This window comes from Pseudomonas parakoreensis (assembly GCF_021602155.1).
GTDB classification, from domain to species: domain Bacteria; phylum Pseudomonadota; class Gammaproteobacteria; order Pseudomonadales; family Pseudomonadaceae; genus Aquipseudomonas; species Aquipseudomonas parakoreensis.
In genome coordinates this window covers 107,032-130,714 of the sequence record NZ_BQHY01000002.1, presented here as the reverse complement: position 1 = coordinate 130,714, position 23,683 = coordinate 107,032, and the positions used below count along the sequence as shown (strand labels likewise).

At 61.1% G+C, this 23,683-nt stretch carries 20 protein-coding genes and 1 pseudogene; 6 read left to right on the top strand and 15 right to left on the bottom strand.

What is annotated here, in order from left to right; translation table 11 throughout:
* Window positions 1–41: 41 nt before the first annotated feature.
* The 6 genes from L6D63_RS03105 to L6D63_RS03080 form a co-directional block, all read right to left on the bottom strand.
* Window positions 42–1,652 (bottom strand): gamma-glutamyltransferase family protein, encoded by a 1,611-nt coding sequence (locus L6D63_RS03105; protein WP_131670449.1) that lies wholly within the window; start codon window positions 1,650–1,652, stop codon window positions 42–44.
* A 25-nt stretch (window positions 1,653–1,677) separates the two neighbouring features.
* Window positions 1,678–2,769: a polyamine ABC transporter substrate-binding protein gene (locus L6D63_RS03100; protein WP_131670450.1), complete on the bottom strand. Its 1,092-nt coding sequence runs from the start codon at window positions 2,767–2,769 to the stop codon at window positions 1,678–1,680.
* 20 nt (window positions 2,770–2,789) lie between these two features.
* Window positions 2,790–3,569, bottom strand: coding sequence for an amino acid ABC transporter ATP-binding protein (locus L6D63_RS03095; protein WP_047294482.1), 780 nt, complete (start codon window positions 3,567–3,569; stop codon window positions 2,790–2,792).
* Between the two features lie 2 nt (window positions 3,570–3,571).
* A complete protein-coding gene (locus tag L6D63_RS03090; protein ID WP_027611757.1) occupies window positions 3,572–4,348 on the bottom strand; it encodes an amino acid ABC transporter permease in 777 nt (258 codons plus the stop codon).
* 11 nt (window positions 4,349–4,359) lie between these two features.
* On the bottom strand, window positions 4,360–5,166 hold the full coding sequence (locus L6D63_RS03085; RefSeq protein WP_131670451.1) for an ABC transporter substrate-binding protein: 807 nt from the start codon (window positions 5,164–5,166) through the stop codon (window positions 4,360–4,362).
* 79 nt (window positions 5,167–5,245) lie between these two features.
* A complete protein-coding gene (locus L6D63_RS03080; RefSeq protein WP_041064037.1) occupies window positions 5,246–5,914 on the bottom strand; it encodes a GntR family transcriptional regulator in 669 nt (222 codons plus the stop codon).
* 326 nt (window positions 5,915–6,240) lie between these two features.
* On the opposite strand from L6D63_RS03080, the pseudogene L6D63_RS03075 reads away from it, so the two are divergent.
* The 3 genes and pseudogenes from L6D63_RS03075 to L6D63_RS03065 all read left to right on the top strand — a co-directional run bounded on the left by L6D63_RS03075 (window position 6,241) and on the right by L6D63_RS03065 (window position 10,827).
* A pseudogene (locus L6D63_RS03075) lies at window positions 6,241–7,073 on the top strand (oxidoreductase).
* A 24-nt stretch (window positions 7,074–7,097) separates the two neighbouring features.
* Window positions 7,098–8,036 carry an AraC family transcriptional regulator gene (locus tag L6D63_RS03070; protein WP_131670452.1) on the top strand — a complete coding sequence of 313 codons (939 nt, stop codon included), beginning with the start codon at window positions 7,098–7,100 and terminating at the stop codon, window positions 8,034–8,036.
* Between the two features lie 169 nt (window positions 8,037–8,205).
* Complete coding sequence (locus L6D63_RS03065; protein ID WP_131670453.1) at window positions 8,206–10,827, top strand: bifunctional diguanylate cyclase/phosphodiesterase; 2,622 nt, start codon at window positions 8,206–8,208, stop codon at window positions 10,825–10,827.
* Between the two features lie 2 nt (window positions 10,828–10,829).
* On the opposite strand, the gene L6D63_RS03060 is transcribed toward L6D63_RS03065, so the two are convergent.
* The 6 genes from L6D63_RS03060 to L6D63_RS03035 form a co-directional block, all read right to left on the bottom strand.
* Complete coding sequence (locus tag L6D63_RS03060) at window positions 10,830–12,176, bottom strand: glutamine synthetase family protein (protein WP_131670454.1); 1,347 nt, start codon at window positions 12,174–12,176, stop codon at window positions 10,830–10,832.
* 21 nt (window positions 12,177–12,197) lie between these two features.
* Window positions 12,198–12,755 carry a helix-turn-helix domain-containing protein gene (locus tag L6D63_RS03055; protein WP_121185513.1) on the bottom strand — a complete coding sequence of 186 codons (558 nt, stop codon included), beginning with the start codon at window positions 12,753–12,755 and terminating at the stop codon, window positions 12,198–12,200.
* 13 nt (window positions 12,756–12,768) lie between these two features.
* Window positions 12,769–14,058: an NAD(P)/FAD-dependent oxidoreductase gene (locus L6D63_RS03050; protein WP_131670455.1), complete on the bottom strand. Its 1,290-nt coding sequence runs from the start codon at window positions 14,056–14,058 to the stop codon at window positions 12,769–12,771.
* 93 nt (window positions 14,059–14,151) lie between these two features.
* Window positions 14,152–15,336, bottom strand: a complete 1,185-nt coding sequence (locus L6D63_RS03045; protein WP_121185517.1) for a DUF2252 family protein — start codon at window positions 15,334–15,336, stop codon at window positions 14,152–14,154.
* A gap of 62 nt (window positions 15,337–15,398) precedes the next feature.
* Entirely contained in the window at window positions 15,399–16,727 is a 1,329-nt protein-coding gene (locus L6D63_RS03040) for an ATP-binding protein (protein WP_131670456.1), read from the bottom strand.
* Window positions 16,724–17,434, bottom strand: coding sequence for a response regulator (locus L6D63_RS03035; protein WP_047294499.1), 711 nt, complete (start codon window positions 17,432–17,434; stop codon window positions 16,724–16,726). The genes L6D63_RS03040 and L6D63_RS03035 overlap by 4 nt, the downstream gene beginning before the upstream one ends.
* Window positions 17,435–17,599: 165 nt before the next feature.
* Here L6D63_RS03035 and L6D63_RS03030 point away from each other — a divergent pair, with 165 nt between their 5' ends.
* The gene (locus tag L6D63_RS03030; RefSeq protein WP_047294501.1) at window positions 17,600–17,923 is read left to right on the top strand and encodes a hypothetical protein; all 324 of its coding nucleotides are present in this window, start codon (window positions 17,600–17,602) and stop codon (window positions 17,921–17,923) included.
* A 65-nt stretch (window positions 17,924–17,988) separates the two neighbouring features.
* Window positions 17,989–18,630, top strand: a complete 642-nt coding sequence (locus L6D63_RS03025) for a DUF3313 domain-containing protein (RefSeq protein WP_373873755.1) — start codon at window positions 17,989–17,991, stop codon at window positions 18,628–18,630.
* A 22-nt stretch (window positions 18,631–18,652) separates the two neighbouring features.
* On the opposite strand, the gene L6D63_RS03020 is transcribed toward L6D63_RS03025, so the two are convergent.
* The 3 genes from L6D63_RS03020 to L6D63_RS03010 all read right to left on the bottom strand — a co-directional run bounded on the left by L6D63_RS03020 (window position 18,653) and on the right by L6D63_RS03010 (window position 22,018).
* Window positions 18,653–20,275, bottom strand: coding sequence for a mechanosensitive ion channel family protein (locus tag L6D63_RS03020; protein ID WP_131670458.1), 1,623 nt, complete (start codon window positions 20,273–20,275; stop codon window positions 18,653–18,655).
* 151 nt (window positions 20,276–20,426) lie between these two features.
* Window positions 20,427–21,266 carry a hypothetical protein gene (locus L6D63_RS03015; protein WP_131670459.1) on the bottom strand — a complete coding sequence of 280 codons (840 nt, stop codon included), beginning with the start codon at window positions 21,264–21,266 and terminating at the stop codon, window positions 20,427–20,429.
* Window positions 21,267–21,412: 146 nt separating this feature from the next.
* A complete protein-coding gene (locus L6D63_RS03010; protein WP_131670460.1) occupies window positions 21,413–22,018 on the bottom strand; it encodes a TetR/AcrR family transcriptional regulator in 606 nt (201 codons plus the stop codon).
* A 159-nt stretch (window positions 22,019–22,177) separates the two neighbouring features.
* Here L6D63_RS03010 and L6D63_RS03005 point away from each other — a divergent pair, with 159 nt between their 5' ends.
* A complete protein-coding gene (locus L6D63_RS03005; RefSeq protein WP_131670461.1) occupies window positions 22,178–23,560 on the top strand; it encodes an aspartate aminotransferase family protein in 1,383 nt (460 codons plus the stop codon).
* The last annotated feature ends 123 nt before the right edge of the window (window positions 23,561–23,683 follow it).

The following is a 23,683-nucleotide window of genomic DNA, read 5'->3' as shown; positions in this document are numbered from 1 at the left end:
GAAAAAGTGTGTGCTCCTGACCTGACGAGTGCCTGCCGTCTCTACCAGACCGCAATATGCGAATCCGCCCTCGGCTCCGTCCCGCCACACAGCACGCCCGTCACCGGATCACGCAAAATGATCTGTCCGCGTCCGTAATCCGTGAGGTCACTGGCGATCTGCACCTCATGTCCACGACGCGCCAACGCATTGGCCAGATCCCTTGAAGCGCCCTGCTCGATGCCGACCTTCATCCCGCCCAGCCACTGCCAGCGCGGCGCGTCCAGTGCCGACTGCGGGTTCAGGCCGAAATCCACCAGGTTCATGACCATTTGCACATGGCCTTGCGGCTGCATGTAGCCGCCCATCACGCCAAACGGCCCCAGCGCCTGGCCATCCTTGGTGAGGAAGCCGGGAATGATCGTGTGAAAGGTCTTTTTGCCGGGAGCCAACGCGTTGGCATGCTCGGGATCAAGGCTGAATTCCTGCCCTCGGTTTTGCAGGGCAATGCCGCTGTCGGGCAGCACCACGCCGGAGCCGAAGCCGTGGTAATTGCTCTGGATGAACGAGACCATGTTGCCCTGCCCGTCCGCGGTGGCCAGGTACACCGTGCCACTGGCGTGTGGATCGCCCGGCTTCGGCGGCTGCGCCTGATCGCCAATCTGAGCACGGCGGCGGGCGCTGTAGCCGTCACTCAACAGATCGACCACGGCCACGCGCATGTGCAGCGGATCGGTGATGTAGTGCAGACCATCGCTGTAGGCCAGCTTCATCGCTTCCAGCTGGCGATGCCAAGTCTGCTGACTGTCACGGTGGTCGAAGTCGAAACCTTCAAGAATCTTCAGCGCCATCAGCGCCACCAGCCCCTGCCCGCTCGGCGGGATTTCCCAGACATCCACGCCGCGATAATTGACGTGGATGGGCTCGACCCACTGCGCGCGGTAATGCTCAAGATCCGTGGCGCGCAGATAGCCGCCCGTTGCCCGCGAATGCGCATCCAGGCGTTGCGCCAAATCGCCGCGATACAAACTCTCGCAACGCGTGAGGGCCAGTTCTTCGAGGGTTCGCGCCTGCGCCGGGTTACGGAAAATCTCTCCGGCCCTGGGCGCGCGACCGTCAATCAAGAACGTGTCGAACCAGGCCTGCAGCCCTTCATTGCGATAGGGACTGAATTCATCCAGCGCGATCTGCCATTGATGGGCAACCACCGGCGACAGCGGAAAACCGTCTCTGGCCAGACTGATCGCCGGTTGCAGCAAATCGGCGAACGGCAACACACCAAAACGTTGCGACAGCTCGGCCCAGGCCGATGGACAACCGGGCACCGTCACGGGCGTCCAGCCATACAACGGCATTTGCTCATGGCCGGCCGTCTTCACCGCTTCGATGCTCAGACTGGCCGGGGCGTGACCGTTAGCATTGAGGCCATGCAACTGATCCTTGAACCAGACCAGCGCAAACGCATCGCCGCCCAGGCCACACCCCGTAGGCTCGACCACGGTCAGTGCCGCCGCCGTGGCGATGGCGGCGTCGATCGCGTTACCACCCTTTTGCAGCATCTCGATACCGGCCTGCGCGGCCAAAGGTTGGGACGCCGCAACCATGCCACGACGGGCGAAGACGCTTTGGCGTTGCGACGGATAAGGGTATTCGTGAGCAGAAAATTTCAACATGGCAAAGGCTCTTCAAATCAGCAATTCATTGGCCGGACTTGATCCGGTTCCATTCGCGGGTGATCAGACGCTGGATGTTTTCCGGCAGATCGGCGGAGACGAAGGCGTGGTTGATGACGTCGTCAGTCGGGTAGATCCCCGGATTGCCGCTGACCTTCGGATCCATCAGCGCCGTGGCATCCTTGTTCGGGTTGGCGTAGCCGACGTAATCGCTGACCGGTGCAATCACCTCTGGGCGCAGCAGGTAATTGATAAACGCATGGGCGTTAGCGACGTTAGCGGCGTCTTTGGGGATCGCCAGCATGTCAAACCAGAGGTTTACGCCTTCCTTGGGAATCAGGTAACGAATGTCGATGTTTTTGCCCGCCTCGCGCGCCCGGGTCTGGGCCTGCATCACGTCACCGGAATAGCCGATCGCCACGCAGATATCGCCGTTGGCCAGGTCGGCGGTGTACTTCGATGAGTTGAAATAGGTCACCGAAGGCCGCAACGTCATCAGCAGTTTAGAGGCCTGTTTGTAGTCGTCCGCCTTGACGCTGTTGGGGTCCAGCCCGAGGTAAAGCAGGGCCTGGGGAATGATCTTCACCGGCGCATCGAGAAAGGCCACGCCGCAGCTTTTCAGTTTGGCGAGGTTCTGCGGATCGAACACCATTGACCAGGAATCGAGCGGCACATCCTTGCCCAGCACGGCGCGGACTTTCTCCTCGTTGTAGCCGATGCCTACCGTGCCCCACATGTATGGCACAGCGTATTGGTTGCCGGGGTCGGCAGCCTGCAGACGTTGCATCAAACGCGGGTCGAGGTGCTTCCAGTTATCGAGCAATCCGCGTTGCAGCGGCTGATAGGCGCCGGCGCGAATCTGCTTGGACAAAAACTGGCTGGACGGCACCACCACGTCATAGCCCGAATGCCCAGAGAGCAACTTGGCTTCGAGCATTTCATTGGTGTCGAAAATGTCGTACTGAACCTTGATCGTGCTGGCCTTTTCGAAGTTCTTCAGCGTGTCGGGGCCGATGTAATCGGACCAGTTGTAAACCTTCACCACCGAGTCGGCGGCCTGAAGCATGGGGACCACGGCGGCGCAGCACAGCGCCGCAAACACACTCGATAAACGCATCGTCGATTTCCTTGTGAAAGTCACAGCACGCGGCTGAGGAAGGCCTGGGTTCGGGGATGAGTCGGACGGCTGAAGATCTGTTCCGGCGGGCCTTGTTCGATCAGTTCGCCCTGATCGAGCACCACCACCCGGTCGGCGACCTCGCGGGCAAAGCCCATTTCATGGGTGACCACGACCATGGTCATGCCCTCCTCGGCCAGCTCTTTCATCACTTGCAGTACCTCGCCGACGGTTTCCGGGTCGAGGGCGCTGGTGGGTTCGTCGAACAGCATCGCCTGCGGTTTCATCGCCAGCGCTCGGGCGATCGCCACCCGTTGCTGCTGGCCGCCGGAAAGCATCGACGGGTAATGCCCGGCCTTGTCTGCCAGCCCGACTCGCTTGAGCAAGGCCCGCGCCTGTTCCAGCGCAGCCTGGCGTGGCACACCCAACACCTGAATCGGTGCTTCGATGATGTTTTCCAGAGCGGTCATGTGCGGGAACAGGTTGAAGCGCTGGAACACCATGCCGATGTCGCGGCGCTGGCGAGCGATGTTGCGCTCCGAATCACGCACCAGACTGCCGTCCGCCCGGGTGCGATAGCCCATGGGCCGACCGCTGACCCGGATCTCCCCGCCCTGAATGTCTTCGAGCAGGTTGATACAGCGGATAAACGTGGTTTTGCCTGAGCCCGAAGCGCCGATCAGCACTACCACTTCGCCACGGCGTACTTGCAGCGAGATACCCTTGAGAATCTGCAGATCGCCGAAAGATTTGTGAATGTTCAGCGCTTCGATGATCAGTTCGTCATTTGGCTGCGCCATGCTTAGCGTCCCCTCAGCAGTTTCAGAGTGCTGCGACCGAACATCCGACTGGAGGCCGGCGGTGGCGAAGAAGGTCGGTCGGACTGGCCGAAGCGGTTCTCCAGCCAGCGCTGAAAAAAGCCCCACAGCGTGGTAAGCAACAGGAAATAAATAGCCACCACCAGGTACAACTCGAACACCCGAAAAGTCGCCGAGGTGACCATCTGCGTGCTGAGCAACAGCTCTTGCACGCCGATCACGCTGACCAGCGTGGTGTTTTTCAGCATCACGTTGAACTCGTTGCCCAGCGGCGGCACGATCACCCGGAACGCTTGCGGCAGGACGATGCGGCGCATCAGTTTGGCGAAGGTCATGCCCAGCGAACGCCCGGCCTCGTACTGGCCCTTGTCCACGGCGCCGATCCCGGCGCGGATGATCTCGGCCATGTACGCGCCTTCGTTGAGCCCCAGAGCAATGATCGCCGCCTGGATGTTGCCGGGCACCACCAGCCCGAACAGCTCAATGTCTTCGAAGCGAAAAATCCCGCCCGCCGCCAGCGCGGTGTAGAGGAAAACGATCTGCACCAGCAACGGCGTGCCGCGCATCAGCCACACATAAAAACGCACGGGCAGATGCAGCAACGGGTTCTTCGACAAACGCAACAATGCAGCGGCCAACCCCAGCACACAGCCCAGCAGCATTGCCAGCACACTGATCAGACAGGTCAGCCAGAGCCCGGTGAGATAAACCCCGCTCGGCTGCAACAGGTATTGCCAGAACACATCCCAATTGAAGTTCATCAACGCTTACCTCAATCGAGTGTGTCGCTGGAAACGTGCCATTTGCTCAGAAGCTGGTTGTAGCTGCCGTCGCTGCGCATGTCGGTGATGATCTGCTGTACCGCAGCGCTCAGTTGCGCATCGTCCTTGCGGATGCCCAGGCCGGTAAGGATCCGGCTGAAGGCCGGGACGCCTTCTTCGAACAGATCCGGAGCCATCGCCGCGTAATAACCGGCGGTTTCCACCGTGGTGCCGTAAGCGTCGACCTGATTGATGCGCAAGGCCTGGAAGGCATCGGTGTCGGTGTTGTAAACCACCAGTTTCATCGGTGGCTTGCCGGCCTTGGCCAGGCTTTCATTTTCCGCATCGAGCAAGGTCTTGATGGTCGAGCCGTTAAGCACCGCGATCTTGTGCCCGCTCAGATCCGCCAGGGTTTTCAGCGCCTTCGGATTGCCTTTGGGCACGACGACTGCCTGGCTGGAATACATGTAGTTGACGATGTCGATCACCTCACGGCGCTCGGGCTTGTCGAACAGCTGGTCGACGATCATGTCGCACTGTTTGGCAAGCAAGGCCGGGAGCAGTCCGGAGAACGGAATCACCCGCCAATCGACCTGCTTGTCGCCCAGGCGCTTGGCGATTTCCAGGCCCAGGTCGACGGTCAGGCCTTTGGGCTTTTGCGCTTCATCGAAAGACACCAGCGGCGGCGAATCCATGCCCGAGCAATAGGTCAGTTTGTCGACCTTGACCAGACGCTCCGGCACCGTGGGTGCGGCGAGCGCCCATTGCGAACAGAGTCCGAGGGTAATTGCAGCCAATAACAGGCGAGACGTATGCATGACCAGACACTCCAGTTCGGTTAGTAACGGGGCAGTACTCAACGTCAAAACATCGGCGGACTCGTGTTCCGCTCTGTGGTTATTTTTCCGATTGCAAAAATTTGATCAGCTCGGGCACCGTGCCTTCGATGTGCTCGCGCACCACGGCTTCGGCCTTGCTGGCGTCGCCGGCACGAATCGCATCAAGGATGATCTGGTGCTCCTGGCGGGCGCTCAGGGGCTTTTCGATGTGCTGCAGCCACAGGCGCATGGGCGCTTCGATCAGCGCGTAGAGGGCGCTGATCTGCTTGAGCAACCGAGGGCGTTCGCTGAGGCTGCACAGGTATTCATGGAACTTGCGATGACGGCTGACCCACGCCGCACTCTCGTCGCGGTAGTCATCCATTTCATCGAGAAGCCGCTCCAGCGCCGTCAACTGACGCTCGCTGATCTTGGGCACCGCGATGCGAATCGCCAGGCCCTCTAGCGCACTGCGCATCTCGAACACTTCGTGCATCTGCTCGACATCCAGACCGCTAACCACCGCGCCGCGATTGGGCCTCAGCGTCACCAGACCCTGCGCATCGAGACGGCGAAACGCTTCGCGCACCGGCATGCGGCTCATGCCGATTTCACTGGCGATGTCCTCGGCGATCAACCGGTCGCCCTTGCGGTAACGACCACCACAGATGCCCTCCAAAAGAAAGTTGTAGGCCTCTTCTTCGGCGGTCATCGGTTGACGTTGATCGAAGGCAGGAGCGAATTGCATGGCAGCACCTTTTGACTTTTTGTATCCAATTATCCACGGATGCAAAAAGCACGATGCATGCCAGATTCTGTTCAACTCAGCCAAGCTTTTGATTCGCAAGATTTAAGCGGAAAACCGGCGATAAGTTCCTGTCTTGCAAGACTCGGTATGTGCTACCCGATGGCTCATGGCGAGCCCCGCAAAGGTGCAGATCGGTAGCTGAGTAACACTTCGCTGATTTTCGCAGGCCTGCCAATAGGAACAGGCAATCCTCGCAGACTAACCGGCATACCCCTCTCGCCCCAGGCTGCCTACCATGGCCTCTCACTTATCCGTCGGAGCTTGCCATGCACAGCCTCAAAACCTTGTTCATCACCGGTGTCAGCAGCGGCTTTGGCAGTGCGCTCGCGCAGGAGGCGCTCAACGCTGGTCACCGGGTGACGGCACCGTGCGCAATGACGCCGACCTGAAGTCATTCGAAGCCCTGTCAGCAGATCGGGCACACGGCGTGTTACTTGACGTCACGGATTTCGAACGCATCGACGGCGTGATCGCCGACGTCGAAACCCGACTGGGTCCGGTCGATGTGCTGGTGAACAACGCCGGCTACGGACATGAGGGTGTTTTCGAGGAGTCACCGCTGGCGCAGATGCGGCATCAGTTCGAGGTCAACGTGTTCGGCGCGGCAGCGATGATCAAGGCGTTCGTGCCGTACTTCCGACAGCGGCGAGCCGGACACATCCTCAATATCACCTCGATGGGCGGCAGCATTACCATGCCCGGTATCGCCTATTACTGTTCAAGCAAATTCGCCCTGGAAGGCCTTTCCGATACGCTGAGCAAGGAATTGCAGCCGTTCAACATTTTTGTCACGGCGGTGGCACCTGGCTCGTTTCGCACCGATTGGGCCGGTCGTTCGATGCAGCGTACGGCGCGCAGCATCGCCGACTATGACGCCAGCTTCGACCCGGTGCGCAAGGCCCGGGAAGAGAAAAGCGGCAAGCAATTGGGCGATCCGCGCAAGGCTGCGCAGGCCATGCTGCAGCTGATCGGCAGCGCTTCGCCCCCCGTGCACTTGCTATTGGGCAGCGATGCACTGACGCTGGTACGCGAAAAACTGCAACGCAGCCTGGCCGAGATCGAACAGTGGGAAACCCTGACCCGCTCGACCGATGGCTGAGCCCCGGCAAGGAGATCAATGCCCATGAGTCCATCCGATCCTTACACCGCGCGCATGGTGCAGTTGCTGGGGCAGCTCGCGCCGCTGGAAGGCTATAACCTCAGTGCGCTCGATGATGTGCGTTTGCTGCGTTCGAATCGTCCGCTGAGCAACACCCCGGTGCTGTATGACCCCGGCATCGTCATTCTTTGCCAGGGTCGTAAGCGCGGTTATCTGGGTGATGATGTCTACGTGTATGACGCCCAGCATTATCTGGTGGTGTCAGTGCCCGTGCCGTTCACCATGGAGACCGAGGCCAGCGCGGCCGAGCCGATGCTGGCGGTGTATATGCGCCTCGACTTGCAACTGGCCAGCGAGTTGATGCTGCAGGTCGACGAGGTGTTCGGCCCCAGCGGCGCTCCGCCCAAAGGCATGTACGCCTCGCCGATGGATGATCCATTGCGCGCATCGACCTTGCGTTTTCTTGAAGCGCTAAGCACTCCCGGCGACGCGCAGATCCTCGGGCCGGCGCTGGTCCGGGAGATCTACTACCGGATCCTGACCGGTGCCCAGGGCGGTTCGATGCGGGCGGCGCTCCAGCAGCAAGGGCATTTCGGCAAGGTCAGCCGGGCGATCCGGCGGATTCACAGCGACTACGACCAACGTCTGGACGTCGAGTCGCTGGCCGAGGAAGCCGGGATGAGCGTACCGAGTTTTCACGTGCATTTTCGCAACGTCACTGATTCATCGCCGATGCAATACCTCAAGGCCACCCGTCTGCATCAAGCGCGCCTGTTGATGTTGCGCAGTGCCATGCCGGCTGCGACGGCCGCATTCAACGTCGGCTACGAAAGCGCTTCGCAGTTCAGTCGGGAGTTCAAGCGCTTCTTCGGCCGCACACCGCTGGCCGAGGTCGCGTGGATGAAAGCCACGTATGCCCTGCCCCAGTCCGCCACGCCCTCTGTGTACGTTTCTTCGCACTGAGCACCGATAGCACCGGGCCATCGAGCGTCCGTTACGGTCTCAAGGCAAAATCCCCGCGCATTCACTACGCTTGAGACATCCGCCGCAGCGTCATTGCCAACAACAGATTGAACAATGCGCTCGGGCCGCTGTTCCAGATGAGCAAACCCTAGCTACCAAGGACGAGCATATGGACAGTTTCGCTCCTGCCACGCCGGTTCCGCCTCAGCAAAGCGCCATTACCCGCCGCCTGGCATTTGCGGTCGCCACGCTGTTTATCGTCGGGGTGATTGCTGCGATTGGCACCCTGCTCAGCATTGCCGCTCGCCTGGATCGCGAGGATGTCGAGCAAACCCGCTTCTATACGGCCCGTGCCCTGGAAAATCGCATCGCGACCTCCAAAAGCTACATCTCCAGTTACGCTGACTGGAACACGGCCTACGAACACCTGCATCCACATGTCGATACCGACTGGGCGTACAACCAGCAAAATATCGGCAAAACCCTGTTCACCACCGACGGTTATGACGGTGTTTTTGTGTTGAATCGACAGGGGACCCAATACGCCGTGGTGCAAGGGCAACAGAAAGAAGGTGACATCTCGCGCTGGCTCGAGGTATCTGCCGCCTCACTGATTGATCAGGTGCAAAGCCAATCCAGTCTGACGGTGCCTGTCAGCACCTACTCACTGTTCGACGGATGGCCGGCACTGGTTACGGCGGCGGCAATTTTGCCCAACGACGAACGTCCAGTGGGCGATCCGACACAGACCTCGGTGCTGGTGTTCGTCGACAAGCTGACGCCCGCCAAACTGCGGGTGATCGGAGTCGCTTATGGCCTGAGCAACCTGACCCTGACTCCGGACGGACAACTTGCCGAAGAACAACCACGAGTACCGCTGGACAGCACCGGTTACAGCTTGATAGCGGATCTGGAACGACCCGGGCAGCAACTGCTGTGGTCACTGCTGCCAACCCTCGGCGCCGTGCTGGCCGTGCTGATGCTGTTGACCGCCTATTTCTTGCGTCACGCCGTGCGGTCTTCAACCTACGTCGACCACAGTTTCAGCACGCTGCAGGCTTCGAATCAGGCACTGGAGGCGGCCAACCATGCGCTGGAAGCCAGTGAAGAACGCTTTCGCGCGGTCGCCGAAGCGGCGTCGGACTGGATCTGGGAAGTCGACAGGCACTTGCGCCTGACCTATCTCTCGGCGCGCTTCAGCGAGGTGACCGGCTACCCGCAAAGCGAGTGGCTGGGCCAGGGCATTGGGCAATTGGTGTCGTGCGATACCACGCCGCTGGAGCTGTGGCTGAAGAAACTCACCGAGGACAGCAATGCCAGCGACTTGCGTTGCACCTACCGCGATCACGCCGGGCAGCAACGCCACTGTCGACTGTCGGCGCGGCCGATTATCGAGAAGCAAACCGTGGTCGGCTATCGCGGCACCGCCAGCGACATCACCGACGAAGTCGCCGCCCATGCGCAGATCCAGCACCTGTCGATGCACGACGCCCTCACCGGCCTGCCCAATCGCAACCAGTTGGCGCGTTATCTGGATGAAGCGCTGCTGCTCAAGGAGCACGCGCCGCCGCTGTCGCTGCTGGTGATCGACCTGGACAACTTCAAGCCGATCAACGACTCCCTCGGCCATCCGGCAGGCGATGCGGTGTTGCAGGAAGTCGCCAGTCGTCTGCGCGAATGCACCCGCGAGCACGACATCGTCGCACGCCTGGGTGGCGACGAATTTGTCGTGGTGCTCAATGGCATGGACACTCGGCAGGAAGTCGACCGGTTCTGTACCCGGCTGGTCGAGAGCCTGCATCAACCGATGCTCTTCGAGCACCATCCGTTGCACGTCGGGGCCAGCATCGGTATCGCCCTGAGCCGCCGCCAGGGCTTCGTGCCCAGCGAGTTGATCCGTTGCGCCGACATCGCGCTGTATCAGGCCAAGTCCGAGGGCAAAAACACCTGGTGCTATTTCGAAGCGCACATGAACGACCAGATCCAGACCCGCCGGCAAATGGAAAGCGACCTGCGCGGCGCACTGAAAAACGACGAATTCATCCTGCATTACCAGCCGCGCTACACCGTCGACGGCAAGCACATCGTCTCGGTCGAGGCGCTGGTGCGCTGGCAGCACCCGACCAAGGGTCTGCTGGGACCGGACGTGTTCATCGGCCTGGCGGAACAGACCGATCTGATCGTGGCGCTGGGGCGCTGGGTGTTGCGCGAAGCCTGTGAAACCGCACTCGAATGGCCGTCAGACATCCTCCTGTCAGTCAACCTGTCCCCGGCACAGTTCGCCCTCAGCGATGTCGTCGAAGATGTTCGCGAAGCGCTGATCCAGACCCGTTTCCCGGCCAGTCGTCTGGAACTGGAAATCACCGAAAACGTGATGCTCGTCGACACCGACGGCGCGCTGGCCACGATGAATGCGCTCAAGCAACTCGGCGTGCGCCTGAACATGGACGACTTTGGCACCGGCTATTCGTCTCTCGGCTACCTGCGCGCCTACCCGTTCGACGGGATCAAGATCGACAAGCGCTTCATCGCCTCGATCAGCAACGGCGCCAACGATCGCGCGGTGGTTCAGGCGATCATCGGCCTGGGCAAAGCCATGGGCCTGACCGTGACCGCCGAAGGCGTGGAAACCGAGGAGCAACTGGCGATTCTGGGCAAGGATCAATGCAATGAGGTGCAGGGTTATTTCATGAGTCGGCCCATCGACAAAGCGGCGTTCGCCCGGTTGTTGCAAACGGCCAGAGCCGGGCTGGCCGATTACTCGTCGTCAAAAAAAGGGCGCGTCCTGTAGCGCTACAAATACCAACGATACTCCCGCGCACTGATCTCCTGCATGAATGCCAGGTGATCCTGACGTTTGTTCTCGCAATACACGTCGACAAACTCGGCGCCCAGTCCCGCACGCAGTTGTGGCTGATGCTGCAAGGCGCGCACGGCATCGAGGATTTCCGTGGGGAAAGCGATGCCGCTGTTGCGGTCATCGTTGAGGGGCGGGATCGGTTCCTTGCCTGATTCCAGACCATGTTCCACGCCCACCAGAATTGCCGCCAGCACCAGATACGGGTTGGCGTCGGCGCCGGCCAGTCGGTATTCGATGCGCAGGTTTTTCGTATCCGACTCGGGGATGCGCAGGCAGGCGTCACGATCCTCGTAACCCCAGCTCGCTTTGGTCGCGGTGTTTACCGTGCCGCTCAAGCGGCGCATGGCGTTCTGGTTCGGCGCGAAAATCGGCATGCTGTGCGGCAGCAGATCCAGGCAACCGGCCACTGCATGGCGCAGCGGCTGTTGATGATTGGCGGCCAGCAGATTGTTGCCGGCGGCGTCATACAGGCTGACATGCACATGCATGCCGCTGCCCGGATGCTGCACATACGGCTTGGCCATGAAACTGGCGCGATAGCCGTGCTTGAGCGCAACGCCGCGGGTGCTGCGACAGAACAGCGCCGCCCAGTCGGCGGCGCGCAAACCGTCATCCAGATGGCCGAAATTGATCTCGAACTGGCCCGGCCCCAGCTCTGCGGTAATCACCGTGGCGTCGATGCCCTGCGCCCGCGTCGCTTCAACCATGTCGTCGAGCACCGGGGCGAAACGCGACAGACGCTCGATGTGCATGTTCGGCTGATCATCAGCGTCGTCGGTCAGCTCGTCGCGAGGGAATTGCGGGATGCCGTCGCGAAGTTTTTTGTCGAACAGATAGAACTCAAGCTCAAACGCGACCACCGGGTGAATGCCTTTGCTCGCCAATCGATCCAGTACTTTTGCCAGCACTTCGCGGGGTTCGAACTCGATGGGTTTGGCGGTACCGTCGGAGGTGATCAGCATCTGCCCCAGCGGCTGATTTTCCCAGGTCACGGGCTTGAGGGTGCCGGGCACCAAGCGGCGCACAGCGTCCGGGTCGCCGTCGTTGAAGCAGTAATCGCCGATCTTGAACAGACCGCCCTGCACGCCCAGCAACACGCAGTTCTGCGGCAGTTTCAAGGCGCTGCCTGCCGCAACTTTTTCGAGCATGTCCACCGGATAGCGCTTGCCGTAAAAATGCCCCGGAATGTCCAGGGAAATCAGGTCGACATAGCGTACCTCGGGGTAGCGTTGGCGAAACGCGCGCACTTCGGCGAGCAGGTCAGAGCAGACAGCGTCCATCGTATTCATCCTTTGTTGTTATCAGGTGTAGACCCAGAGCACGCGGGTGAGCTGCGCGGTGAGGTTGCCGTAGCGGCAATGGGTGTGACTGTCGAATTGAAAGCTGTCGCCGGCGCTCAAGGTCACCGGCTCGTCGTCGTTGCCCAGCCACAAGGTCAGCTCGCCTTCGAGGACGTAACCGCCCTGCTCCGAGCTGTCGCTCATGTGCCGGTCACCGCTGCTCGCGCCCGGTTCCAGATGACTTTCGAGCATCGAGAACGAGGCACGCATCTGCGGCGACACCAGAATGTCGGTAATGCCGCTGGCGTAATAGAGCGTGCGGCGCTCGTCCGGGCGGGTAACCCACGGCACTTGTCTGGGTTTGGGCAGGCTGTAGAAATAGGTGGTCGGCACGCCGAGGGTTTCGCTGATCGCGGTGAGGTCGGCCACGGTCGGGCGCGACAGGCCGCGTTCGACTTGCGAGAGAAACCCCACCGAACGGCCGATTTTGTCGGCCAACTCTTTGAGGGTGTATTTCTTGTGCTTGCGCAGGTCGTGGATCAGGATCGCCAGCGCCGCGATTTCTTCTTGCTTGTTCATGGTCAACATCTCATCAAATGCTATCGCGCAGCCGATACCAGGCCTTGCCGATGGCTTCCAGCGGTGCGGCGAAGTGCTTGCCACCGGGGAAACGGCCATTGCTTAGGCCTTGATACAACGCCAGTTCATCCGTCTCGCCGAGAATTGCATCGGCCACCGCGCGGGCGGCGGCCAGTGTCGGCAGCACGCCATGCCCCGAATAACCCTGAAGCCAATAACGGTTGCCCTCGCCGCCGACATCCGGCGTACGGTTCATGGTCAGGTCGATGTGCCCGCCCCAGGCGAATTGCAATTCAACGCCCTTGAGTTGCGGGAACACCCGTTCGAGAAACGGCCGGGTCGCCGCCGCAATGTCCTTGGGCATGCCACCCAGATAGGTGCAGCCGCCGCCGAACAACAAGCGGTTGTCCGGTGTGCGGCGGAAGTAGTCGAGGACGAACTGGTTGTCGGTCACGCAGACGTTGCTCGGCAGCAACGCCGTGGCTTGCTCCGGGGTCAGTGGCGCGGTGGCGACCTGGTAGGTGCCGACCGGCAGGATGCAGCTGGAGAGCTGCGGATCGAGTTCATCGAGATAGGCATTGCAGGCCAGCACCAGTACATCGGCCTTCACCGAACCGCGCTCGGTATTGACCCGGAAGCCATTGCCCTCCTGCTGATAACTCAACGCTTTGCTTTGCTCATGAATACGCCCGCCAGCACGCTCGATGGCGGCGGCCAGCCCGAGGGCGAGTTTCAGCGGATTGAGGTGCGCGCCTTCGGCGTCGTACAGGCCGGCCTGATAGCGTTCGCTGGCGACCCATTGCGGCAGGTCTTCACGGGGAATGAATTGCAGGCCGTCATGGCCCCATTTGTGACTGGCCTCGTGTTGCCACTCAGTCAGCAGGCTGACTCGCCGCGGCATCACCGAGGTCCACAAATGGCCGGGGCGATAGTCGCAATCAAAACCGTGTCGCACGGGCAATTCACGCAGTTCCTGCGCGGCCCAGCGGATGCCGTCCCATAGGCGACGGGCGCGCTCATAGCCGAGCGCTGCTTCCAGCGGCGGCATGTCGCACGACCAGCCCAGAATCGCCTGCCCGCCATTGCGTCCCGACGCGGCCCAGGCCACGCGACTGGCTTCGAGCACAGTGACGCGCTTGCCGGCCAAAGCCAGACGCAACGCGGTGTGCAGCCCGCTGAATCCGGCGCCGATGATCACCACTTCCGCGTCGTGCGCGCGTTCCAGCGCCGGCCGCGTGCTGAGAACATCGGCGCAACTGTGGGCGTAATAACTGGCGACATGCTGCTGGGATTGCTGAAACATTCGGCGCCTCATGAAATTTATTTCTTATAATTTCATGAAAATCTACAGAACAAATTTCATATCGGCAACCGGCAACTGTTTCACTCACACAGATCAATGCTCCAGCGCATAACGCCGACAATGTTCGAGATAGCCTTTCTCATGACGACCCACCAATTGCACGACACTGGACCACAGCCACGACGGTGCATCCAGAGTCTTCGAGCGACACGCCTGCAGTTCACGCATCCATGAGGCGCGGGTGCTCATGTCCATCTGCCGGGCGTGAGCCAGCCCCACGACACGGGCCAGATAGCCGGCGGCGAGCTTCGCGTCGGTCTGGCTCAACTGATCGAGCTCCAGTTTCATGTCTTGTGGCAGCAGTTCGCGGATGAAGAATCCATGGTCGAGCAGCCGGGTGGCGATCATCCGGTTACCCAGGCCCGGCGAGAGAAAACGCGCGCCTTCGACCACACGTTTGCCGTTGTCGCGGGGCATCGCGGTGCGGGCGACGCGCGGGGCTGCGGCGGCAACGGCCTCCTTGATGTCGAGCAAGCAATATTCCTCGTCATCACCCTCGCCCACACCGAGTAGCACCGCATAACGCTTGAGCCCCAGCGAACTGCAGCCTTTGACCCAATAGGCCGAATCGAGCATTTTCACCCGGTCGTCCTTGTTGCGCCCCTTCAATGAGGTCACCAGCGTGTGCAGATCTGGCGTGGCGCAAAGGGTCTTCAGCGCACTGCGCTCTTCCCGTGACAGCGACCAGAAGTGCTTGCCCAGCGGAATGGTCGGTTTGGTGTTTTCGATGCGTTCCTGGGCCAGATGCTTCCACGTGCGTTGCACTGCGCTGCGCATCCCGGCCTTGACTTGCGCGGGGCGTGGCGGCTCTTTGTCGACGTCGTCTTCAAACGCCTGCTCGTAGCCGCGCATCATCTCCTCGAGCATGCGCGCCGTGGCCACACCGGGCAGATCGGAACCCCGGGCGGCAGTCGCCAGCGACAGTGCGAGTCGCACCAGGTCATGCGCGGGATTGCCGATAACCGTCTGGTCGAGGTCGCGGATGTGGATATCGATGCGCCCTTTCAGATCGCCGGTCGGTCCAAGATTGCCGGCATGACAATCGCCGCAGATCCACACCGCCGGCCCTTTCGGCAGGCGGCGCCCGGGCTGGCTGTGCAGCCACTCATAAAACTGCACCGTACTGCCGCGCACATAAGCGTGCGCGGAACGGGCCATTTTCAGATTGCGAAGTTGTGAGAGCGGTTCGAGGCGTGCGGAGGGCCGTGGGGTTTTCATGGACGCTTCTTGCAGAGAATGTGTCCTGTTGACCGCCCGTCACGGGCAAATGTTTCAAAGTATTACAGAGGCAACTCAACCCGAGCCTGCAAGCCGCCGCTGCTGCGATTGCTCAACGTCAGTTCGCCGCCCTGCTCGCGCACGATCGCCCGCGCCGCCGACAGCCCGAGCCCGACGCCACCGGTTTCCCGGTTGCGCGAGGTTTCCAGGCGGAAGAACGGGTCGAACACCCGCTGCAACGACGCTTCGGGAATCCCCGGCCCCTCGTCGCTCACGTCAATGCAGACGCTGTAGCCATCGCTGCTCAAGGTAATGGCCGGCTGCTGCGCATACTTTTCGGCGTTTTCCAGCAGATTGACGATCACACGCTTGATTCCCAGCGGGCGACCTTCGTAGACCAGATGCGCCGGGCCATGGAAATCGATGGCGATGTTCTGGTCGCGGTAGTCGTCGATGATGGTCTGCAGCAACTCCGACAGGTCGAATGCGGTGCTCTGTTCCGGCTGAGTGTCTTCCCGAAAGAACGCCAGCGCGGCATTGATCATCGACTGCATTTCTTCAATGTCGCGGATCAGTTTGCCCTGATGATCAAAGTCCTCCATGAACTCGCTGCGCAGGCGCATGCGGGTCAGCGGCGCACGCAAGTCGTGGGAGATCGACGCGAGCATGTGCGTACGCTCACTGATGTAGTGCTGGATCTGCGCCTGCATGGTGTTGAACGCGATGATGGCCTGGCGGATCTCGTCCGGGCCTTCGACTTTGATCGGCGGCGCGCGCAGATCACCGCCAAAGCGGCGGGCGGCACTGGCAAAGCGTTGCAGCGGTTTGGCCAGTTGCTGCGTGGCCAGCCAGGCCACCAGCACGGTGGCGATCAGACCGAGGGCGATGATGATCGCGATGCGTGTGCCGATGTCCAGGCCCCAGGAGCGTTCAGGCGAGGAGAACAACAACCAGCTGGCATCCGGCAGTTGAATCAGCGCCGCGTAGCGCGCCAGCGGACTGCCGCTCGGCCAGTCGGCGGGATTGAACACTCGAATGTCTCGCTCATCACCCAGCAACTGATGCAACCCCGAGGTCTTGTTGGCGATCAGCTGCGTTCCTCCCGCAGGCAATCCGAGCGCGTCACGTTGCGCACTCCACGTCACCTCCTGCGTCGGGCCGGTTGCCGCGTGCGCGAGTTTCGGGCGTAAAGGCGCAGGTGCAGCCTCGATCACCTTGACGGTCGCCGCAATCTGCTCCAGCAACCCGGTGCGCTCAATCGGTGGCCGCGCCCAGGTCCCGGCCACCTCCACGAACAGAAAATTGAGCGCCAGCGAAGCCAGCATGGCCGCGACGATGGTCAGGGCGATCCGCCGACTCAGCGGATCACGGCGCAGGAAGCGATGGATCATGCGCGCGTGACCTTGGCGGTGAACAGGTAACCGCCGTTGCGCACGGTGCGGATCAGGTCCGGACGCTTGCTGTCCGGCTCGATCTTGCGGCGCAAGCGGCTGACCTGCACGTCGATGCTGCGATCAAAGGCGTCGTGGCCCTGACCGCGAGACAGGTCGATCAGTTGCTCGCGGGTGAGAATGCGTTGCGGGTGATCGAGAAACACCACCAGCAGATCGAACTCGCCACCGGACAGCGGAATCATCACGTTTTCCGGGGAGCGCAGCTCGCGACAAGTGATATCCAGATGCCAACCGGCAAAAGCAATCACCGGTCGCGAAGGTTCGCTGACAGGGCTGAGCTGCTCACCGGCACGACGCTGCACGGCGCGCAGGCGGGCCAGCAGTTCACGCGGGGCGAACGGTTTGGTCACGTAGTCGTCGGCGCCCAGTTCGAGGCCGACAATCCGGTCGCTCAATTCGCCCATGGCAGTCAGCATGATGATCGGAATGCCCATCTGCGCCCGCACTTTCTGGCACAGGCTCAGGCCACCTTCACCGGGCAGCATCAGGTCGAGAATGATTGTGTCCGGGCGCTGCTGGGCAATCGCCGCCCACATCGCTGCGCCATCAGCGGCGACATCGACCTCGTAGGCGTGCTGGACGAAGAACTTCTTCAGCAGGGCGAGAATTTCCACGTCATCGTCGACGATCAGCAGTCTGCTCACGGGCACAGGATCCTCAGGCCAAAAAAGAACGCATCTAAAACCATTCTGGCCGCCAGGTCATATATTTCAATCGAGCAACATTCCTTCGTCGCGGACATCAAGCGGACATGCTGCGGCAAAACCCCTCAGGCACTCTGCTCGTCATCGACAACCGGGGGGCATTCAATGAGCGCATTGCACGACAGGTACACCGCCGAGGGCCACGACGCCCGCTATCCGTTGATTCTCAGCCAGCGCACCAGCGCGCCTGATCAGAATACGCCGTTGCTGTTTCAGGAGTTCTGCCTGGGCCTGTCAGATGACCAAAGCCGTATCGTCCTGCGCCGCTATTTCGAGCAGTACGGCCCCGGCGATTCGCAATGGGTCGAGTACGTGCATTCGATTCCGACCGCCGACCTCATCCAGTGGATCATGAGCCACGGCCAGCTGCACATCGAATGCTCGGACAACACCCCGCCGCTCTCCTCCCCAATCACTGCCCGCGCTTGAACGACGTGGGTCAAAAGCGCAAAACAAGGATTCGCATGATAAAAAGCCATTGCCTGATGACACTGATGTGCACAGCGTCTCTGAGCCTGTCGGCCTGCAGCAGCAAAACCGTTGAACCGCAGAAGTACACGGGATTCCTGCACGATTACAGCGTGCTGAGCGAGCACACATCGCCATCCGGGCAGAGCGTGCTGGGCTGGGTCAGCCCGGCGCTGGCCCGAGGGCGTTACACCCAGGCCTATCTGGCGCCCAGTCAGTTCTACCCCAGCGTCGCGCCGACCGAGCGAGTTCCGCTGAGCACGCTGTCCGGCGTCACCGACTACTACGACGCCGCGCTCAGGCTGGAACTGGGCAAGGTCATGCACCTGGTATCGCAACCCGGCCCGAACACCCTGACCGTCAGACCAGCGATTACCCGCGTCGCCGCCAGCACCCAGGGCTTGCGCTTTTATGAATGGCTGCCGGTGACCCTGGTTGCCGCCGGCGTGAGCACCGCCACCGGTATCCGCGATCAGGACAGCGAAATCACCACCGAAGTCTCGTTCGAGGACGGCTCCACCGGCGAAGTGGTCGCCGAAGTGGTGCGCAAGGGCACCGGCGTACCGCTGGAGAACGACAAACAAGTGCTGACTGCCGATGACGTCAAAGGCGTGCTGGACGGCTGGGCCAGCGATCTGGGCAAGTCGTATGCCGCGATCCGGCGCTGACGCCCCCAAAGAACGGCACTGACTAAGGCAAATCCTCACCCTCCGGCCTTTGTGCGGGGGCCGTGAACCACTTGTCCTTCGGCACTCGCTTCTCTTGCTGCGGGTCATCCAGATAATGCGGCGACATGATCTGCACGCCATATTCGTTGAACACATCCTGAATATTGGCGTGAAGCATGCTCAGCAACACCGCACGCGGGCGCGGCTGGCTCGGAATGGCCTGCGCCACCAAGCGATATTCGGGATAGAAATCCGACAAGGCAGTCTGGAACACCTGAGCCGGCGGGTCTTCCAGAACACCCGGCGTGCGGCGGGCCGCCTCCAGCAACATCGCCTCGACCTGCCGCCAGGGGGTGTCGTAACCGATGGTGACCACGGTATCGACCACGTAACCGGGACCCTTCACGGTGCGCGAGTAGTTTTTGGTGACGGTGCCAGTGATCATCGAATTGGGCAGCGTCAGCACTTCACCCAAGCCGGTGCGGATGCGTGTGGTGAACATGCCCAGCTCGGTGACGGTGCCCTCATATTCGCCGATCCTGACGAACTCGCCGGGGCGCAAGGTGCGCGTGTAGGTCAGGATCAATCCGGCTGCCGCCTGCCCCACCACACTGGTGGCACCGAGGGAAATCATCAGGCCGATCAGCACCGACAAGCCCTTGAACGCATCGGTGCCGGCGCCCGGCAGATACGGATACGCCATCGCCAGGGCAAACAGCCAGATGGCCAGCGAGGTCAGGCGTTGGGTCGGTTGCAGGGTCTCATGGTTCAGCCAACTGAAGGTGCCCGGGGTCGCCATGCGCCGCAAAATGCGCCGGGCAAACGCCGTCACCCCACGGGCGATAAAGAAAATGGCCAACGCCACGCCGAGTCCGGGAATAGCCCCGACAATGCCATCCAGCAGATAGCCGGCCAACTCGAACAGATAGTTGTTGAGGCTTTCACCCCATGGCCGGGTATAGGGAAATCGCGACAGGACAAACCCGAGCCATTCGTAGGTCAGTAGCGCAATCACCAGCCAACGCAGCACCAACAGCAGGCGACTGACCAACGGATAAAGGAAATTGGCGTCGATCAACTGCACCCGCCCGATTTTCAGCACCTGGGTATGGCGCTCCATCAGCTCGGGCAATTTGCTCAGCAACTTGCGACGCAGGTAGGCCAGGCACCAGAGCAAGCCGACATAGATCACGGTTGACGCTGCCGCCAGCGCCAGAGACCTGAGGATCAGGTGCAGGCTGCGCGCCTCCCCGGTTTCAGTGACCACCTGGCGCAGTTTCTCGGCAGCGCCTTCGGCAGCCTGCTGCACCGAGGCGTACTCGAGACCATCAACGTCCTTGGGCGCGACGATGAACGCGCGCTTGTCGCCCAGTAAAACCATGTAGCTGTTCTGGATCGGGTCGATCGAGACCGTCAGATTCTCCGACTCGTCCAGCGCCTCGGTGATGACCGTCTTCGCTCGCTTGACGCGGGTCGCCGGCGATTCGCCCAGCAGCGTCGCGCGAAACAGCATGATGCTGCGGTTGGCGACCTTCAGCTCCACCGCTTCATTCGCAGGTTTTGCCGTCTCCTCAAGCGCCCAGCCACCTGCGGACTCGAGCAAGGCACACACCATCATCGCTACCGCCAGCAGCCTGCTTCGCATGCGCGTGTTTCCTTACGCCCGGGTGTCAGAGGAATACGTAAGGCAGCGTAGTTGAGCGCTGAACGGTTGTCAGATCGGCTTGCAGGATGAGGGTGATGACGATAATTCTTGATTGCCATCGTTCGCCCTCTGGCAGCCTCCCCCCGTTGCCTCACCCATTACCGGTCGGGTTTTCGGTGATATCGAATGTGCAGTCGATCTCGCGGAGTTGTTCCGTGTTTTGTTGGAAGATGCCTTTTACTATCGTGCCTTTTGCCTGAGTTGGCGTGGGCAAGGCGTCAAAGTTCACTTCACCGCTGGTGGCGAGAAAAAATCCTGATAGCGAGTGAAAGTAAAGCGCCCGCACTTGGCTATCGTCGCGTCCGAGTGTGTGTCGCAGCCCATTCACGTCAGTGTCGATCTGGATGGCGATATGCTCGGCGCCAACGGCGGGTCGGGTACGGCCAATGACCTCAAGGTAGGGCTCGGGCAGTCCGATGTCGTCTACACGTCGTATACCCACTTCACTCGCGTCGAAGGTCTGTTTGTCGACCGTTCCCGTGAATGTACCGGTGCCTCCCGGTTTTGCAGTGTCGAAGCCAAAGAGATCGAAATTGCCTTTGCTTATTTCGAATCTCAAGTCGCCAGAGCCGACACGGTAATCGAACGTGCCCCACAAGCGCCTTTGCGTGGTGTCGAAATGCACCTGCAGCGAACCTTCATTCGACGCCAGGGATTCGTTTTCCGGGAAGCGTGAGTAGCGACCCTGTGCCTCAGAGGATGGGGTCAGTGGAAAAGAGTATTCCCGACCATCGCCTGCAAGGTCAGAGGGAAAAGAGAGATCAATGTACCGCTCACGGTTGTTTTCCAGCGGCATTCTGGCCGCAACTTTGTACTTGGCCCCAACGATAGTGACCTTGAGGTCTGTTTCTGCAAGGAAACTCAAAGACGGTTGTTCGTTGATCGTTGCCTCGACCCGTCCCGTCGTGTGACGCAGCAATGTAGGTGTCATGTCGGCACTCCTTGGTTATCCAGCCAGTGGATCGTCCCCGAACAAAGGGCTCCCCAAGCCTAGGGCTCTTTGACTGGCCGCATAACTGTCAGAGTTGACAGGTACCCATACCGCCCGGCGCGACGGTCCGGATCTGTAACTCCCGCTCAACCCTCCAGCATGCCGTGACACAACAGCGTCAGCACCCCGCGCATGTGCAAGGCATGCGCCGGCCGGTCCGGTACTTCCTGGGTCGCCAAACGGATGAACGCCATGTTCGCGTACTGGTTGAACAGCGTCGCCGCCACGTCCAGATCGACCGACGCACGCAGCTTGCCCTGTGTCTGGAAATGCCCGAGCAGCGCTTTGGTTTCTTCGATCACCGCCGCATTCCACGGACTCATCGCCTGAGCCAGCTCGCCGGTCAGCAGAAACGGCGCCAATTCACGCCACAGCGAGGCCGGCATTGCTTGCAGTTGGTAGTCGGTCATCAAGCCTTCGAACTCGCACAGCGCCTCCAGCGGATCACTGTCGGCGTCCAGATTGGCCCGCGCAACACGCATCGCCTGCTCGTCCGGCTGTTTGAGCAAGGCCAGCAAAATTTCCTGTTTGCCGCCGAAATAATTGACCACCGTTGGCGCGGAAACCCCGGCCTGATTGGCGATTTGCTCCAGCGTGGTCGCGCCGAAGCCGTTGCTGATGAACAACTCCAGCGCTGCCTGTGCGATGACTTCCCTGCGCTGTTCCTTTTGCCGTTCTCTGAGCCCGCTCATGGTGCTGGTGTCCTGTCTTGCTGATGGCCATCAGCCTACGGATTTCTTTTTTCACCGACAAATATTTTCTTTACAAAAATATTTTTAAGTGACAAATATTAGCCGTGCACCGCTGGAATGAACGCGCACTCACTTGCCCCGTTTCTCTGGAGAACCGCCATGTCCGCCGTATTCGATCCGACCCGCAGTACCCGCGATTACCAGGCCGCCGACGCCGCCCACCACATTCACGCCTTCGTCGACCAGAAGGCGCTCAACGAGGAAGGCCCGCGGGTGATGGTCAGCGGGGATCGCCTGGCGCTGTGGGACAACGACGGCAAGCGCTACCTGGACGGCATGTCCGGGCTGTGGTGCACCAACCTCGGTTACGGGCGCAAGGATCTGGCCGCCGCGGCCACCGCGCAGCTGCAACAACTGCCCTACTACAACATGTTCTTCCACACCACTCACCCGCAGGTGATCGAGCTCTCCGAACTGCTGTTCAGCCTGCTGCCCAGGCACTACAGCCACGCGATCTACACCAACTCCGGCTCCGAAGCCAACGAAGTGCTGATCCGCACCGTGCGCAAGTTCTGGCAGGTGATGGGCCAGCCCGAGAAGAAAATCATGATTGGCCGCTGGAACGGCTACCACGGCTCGACGCTGGCCGCGACGGCGCTGGGCGGCATGAAATTCATGCACGAAATGGGCGGCACCATCCCTGACGTCGCGCACATCGATGAGCCGTACTGGTTCGCCCATGAAGGCGACCTCAGCCCGGAAGCGTTCGGCCTGCGCGCCGCACGGCAACTGGAAGACAAGATTCTTGAACTGGGCGCCGACAAGGTCGCCGCGTTCGTCGCCGAACCGTTCCAGGGCGCTGGCGGCATGATCATCCCGCCCGCCACCTACTGGCCGGAAATCCAGCGCATCTGCCGCAAGTACGACGTGTTGCTGTGCGCCGACGAAGTGATTGGCGGGTTTGGTCGCACCGGCGAATGGTTTGCGCACCAGGCCTTCGGTTTTGAACCGGACACGCTGTCGATCGCCAAAGGCCTGACCTCCGGCTACATCCCCATGGGCGGCCTGATCCTGTCGCGACGCATGGCCGAAGCGCTGGTGGAAAAAGGCGGCGTGTTCGCCCATGGTCTGACCTACTCCGGTCACCCGGTGGCGGCGGCGGTGGCGATCGCCAACCTCAAGGCCCTGCGCGATGAAGGCGTGGTCACGCAGGTAAAAAACGACACCGGCCCGTACCTGCAAAGCTGCCTGCGCGAAGTGTTCGGCAACCATCCGCTGGTGGGCGAGATTCAGGGCGTCGGGCTGGTGGCGGCATTGCAGTTCGCCGAAGACAAAGCCACCCGCAAGCGCTTTGCCAACGAGAACGACATCGCCTGGCGCTGCCGCACCATTGGTTTTGAAGAAGGCCTGATCATTCGTTCGACGCTGGGCCGAATGATCATGGCCCCCGCATTGATTGCCACGCGTGCGGAGCTGGATGAGCTGGTCGACAAAACGCGCATCGCCGTGGATCGTACCGCTCGCGAATACGGCCGCCTGTAGCCCATACCCCCTGTGGGAGCTAGCCTGCTAGCGAAAGCGGAGTGTCATTCAACATCAATGTCGACTGGCAGGCCGCCTTCGCTAGCAGGCTAGCTCCCACAAGGGCACTCGGTTGAACTCAGC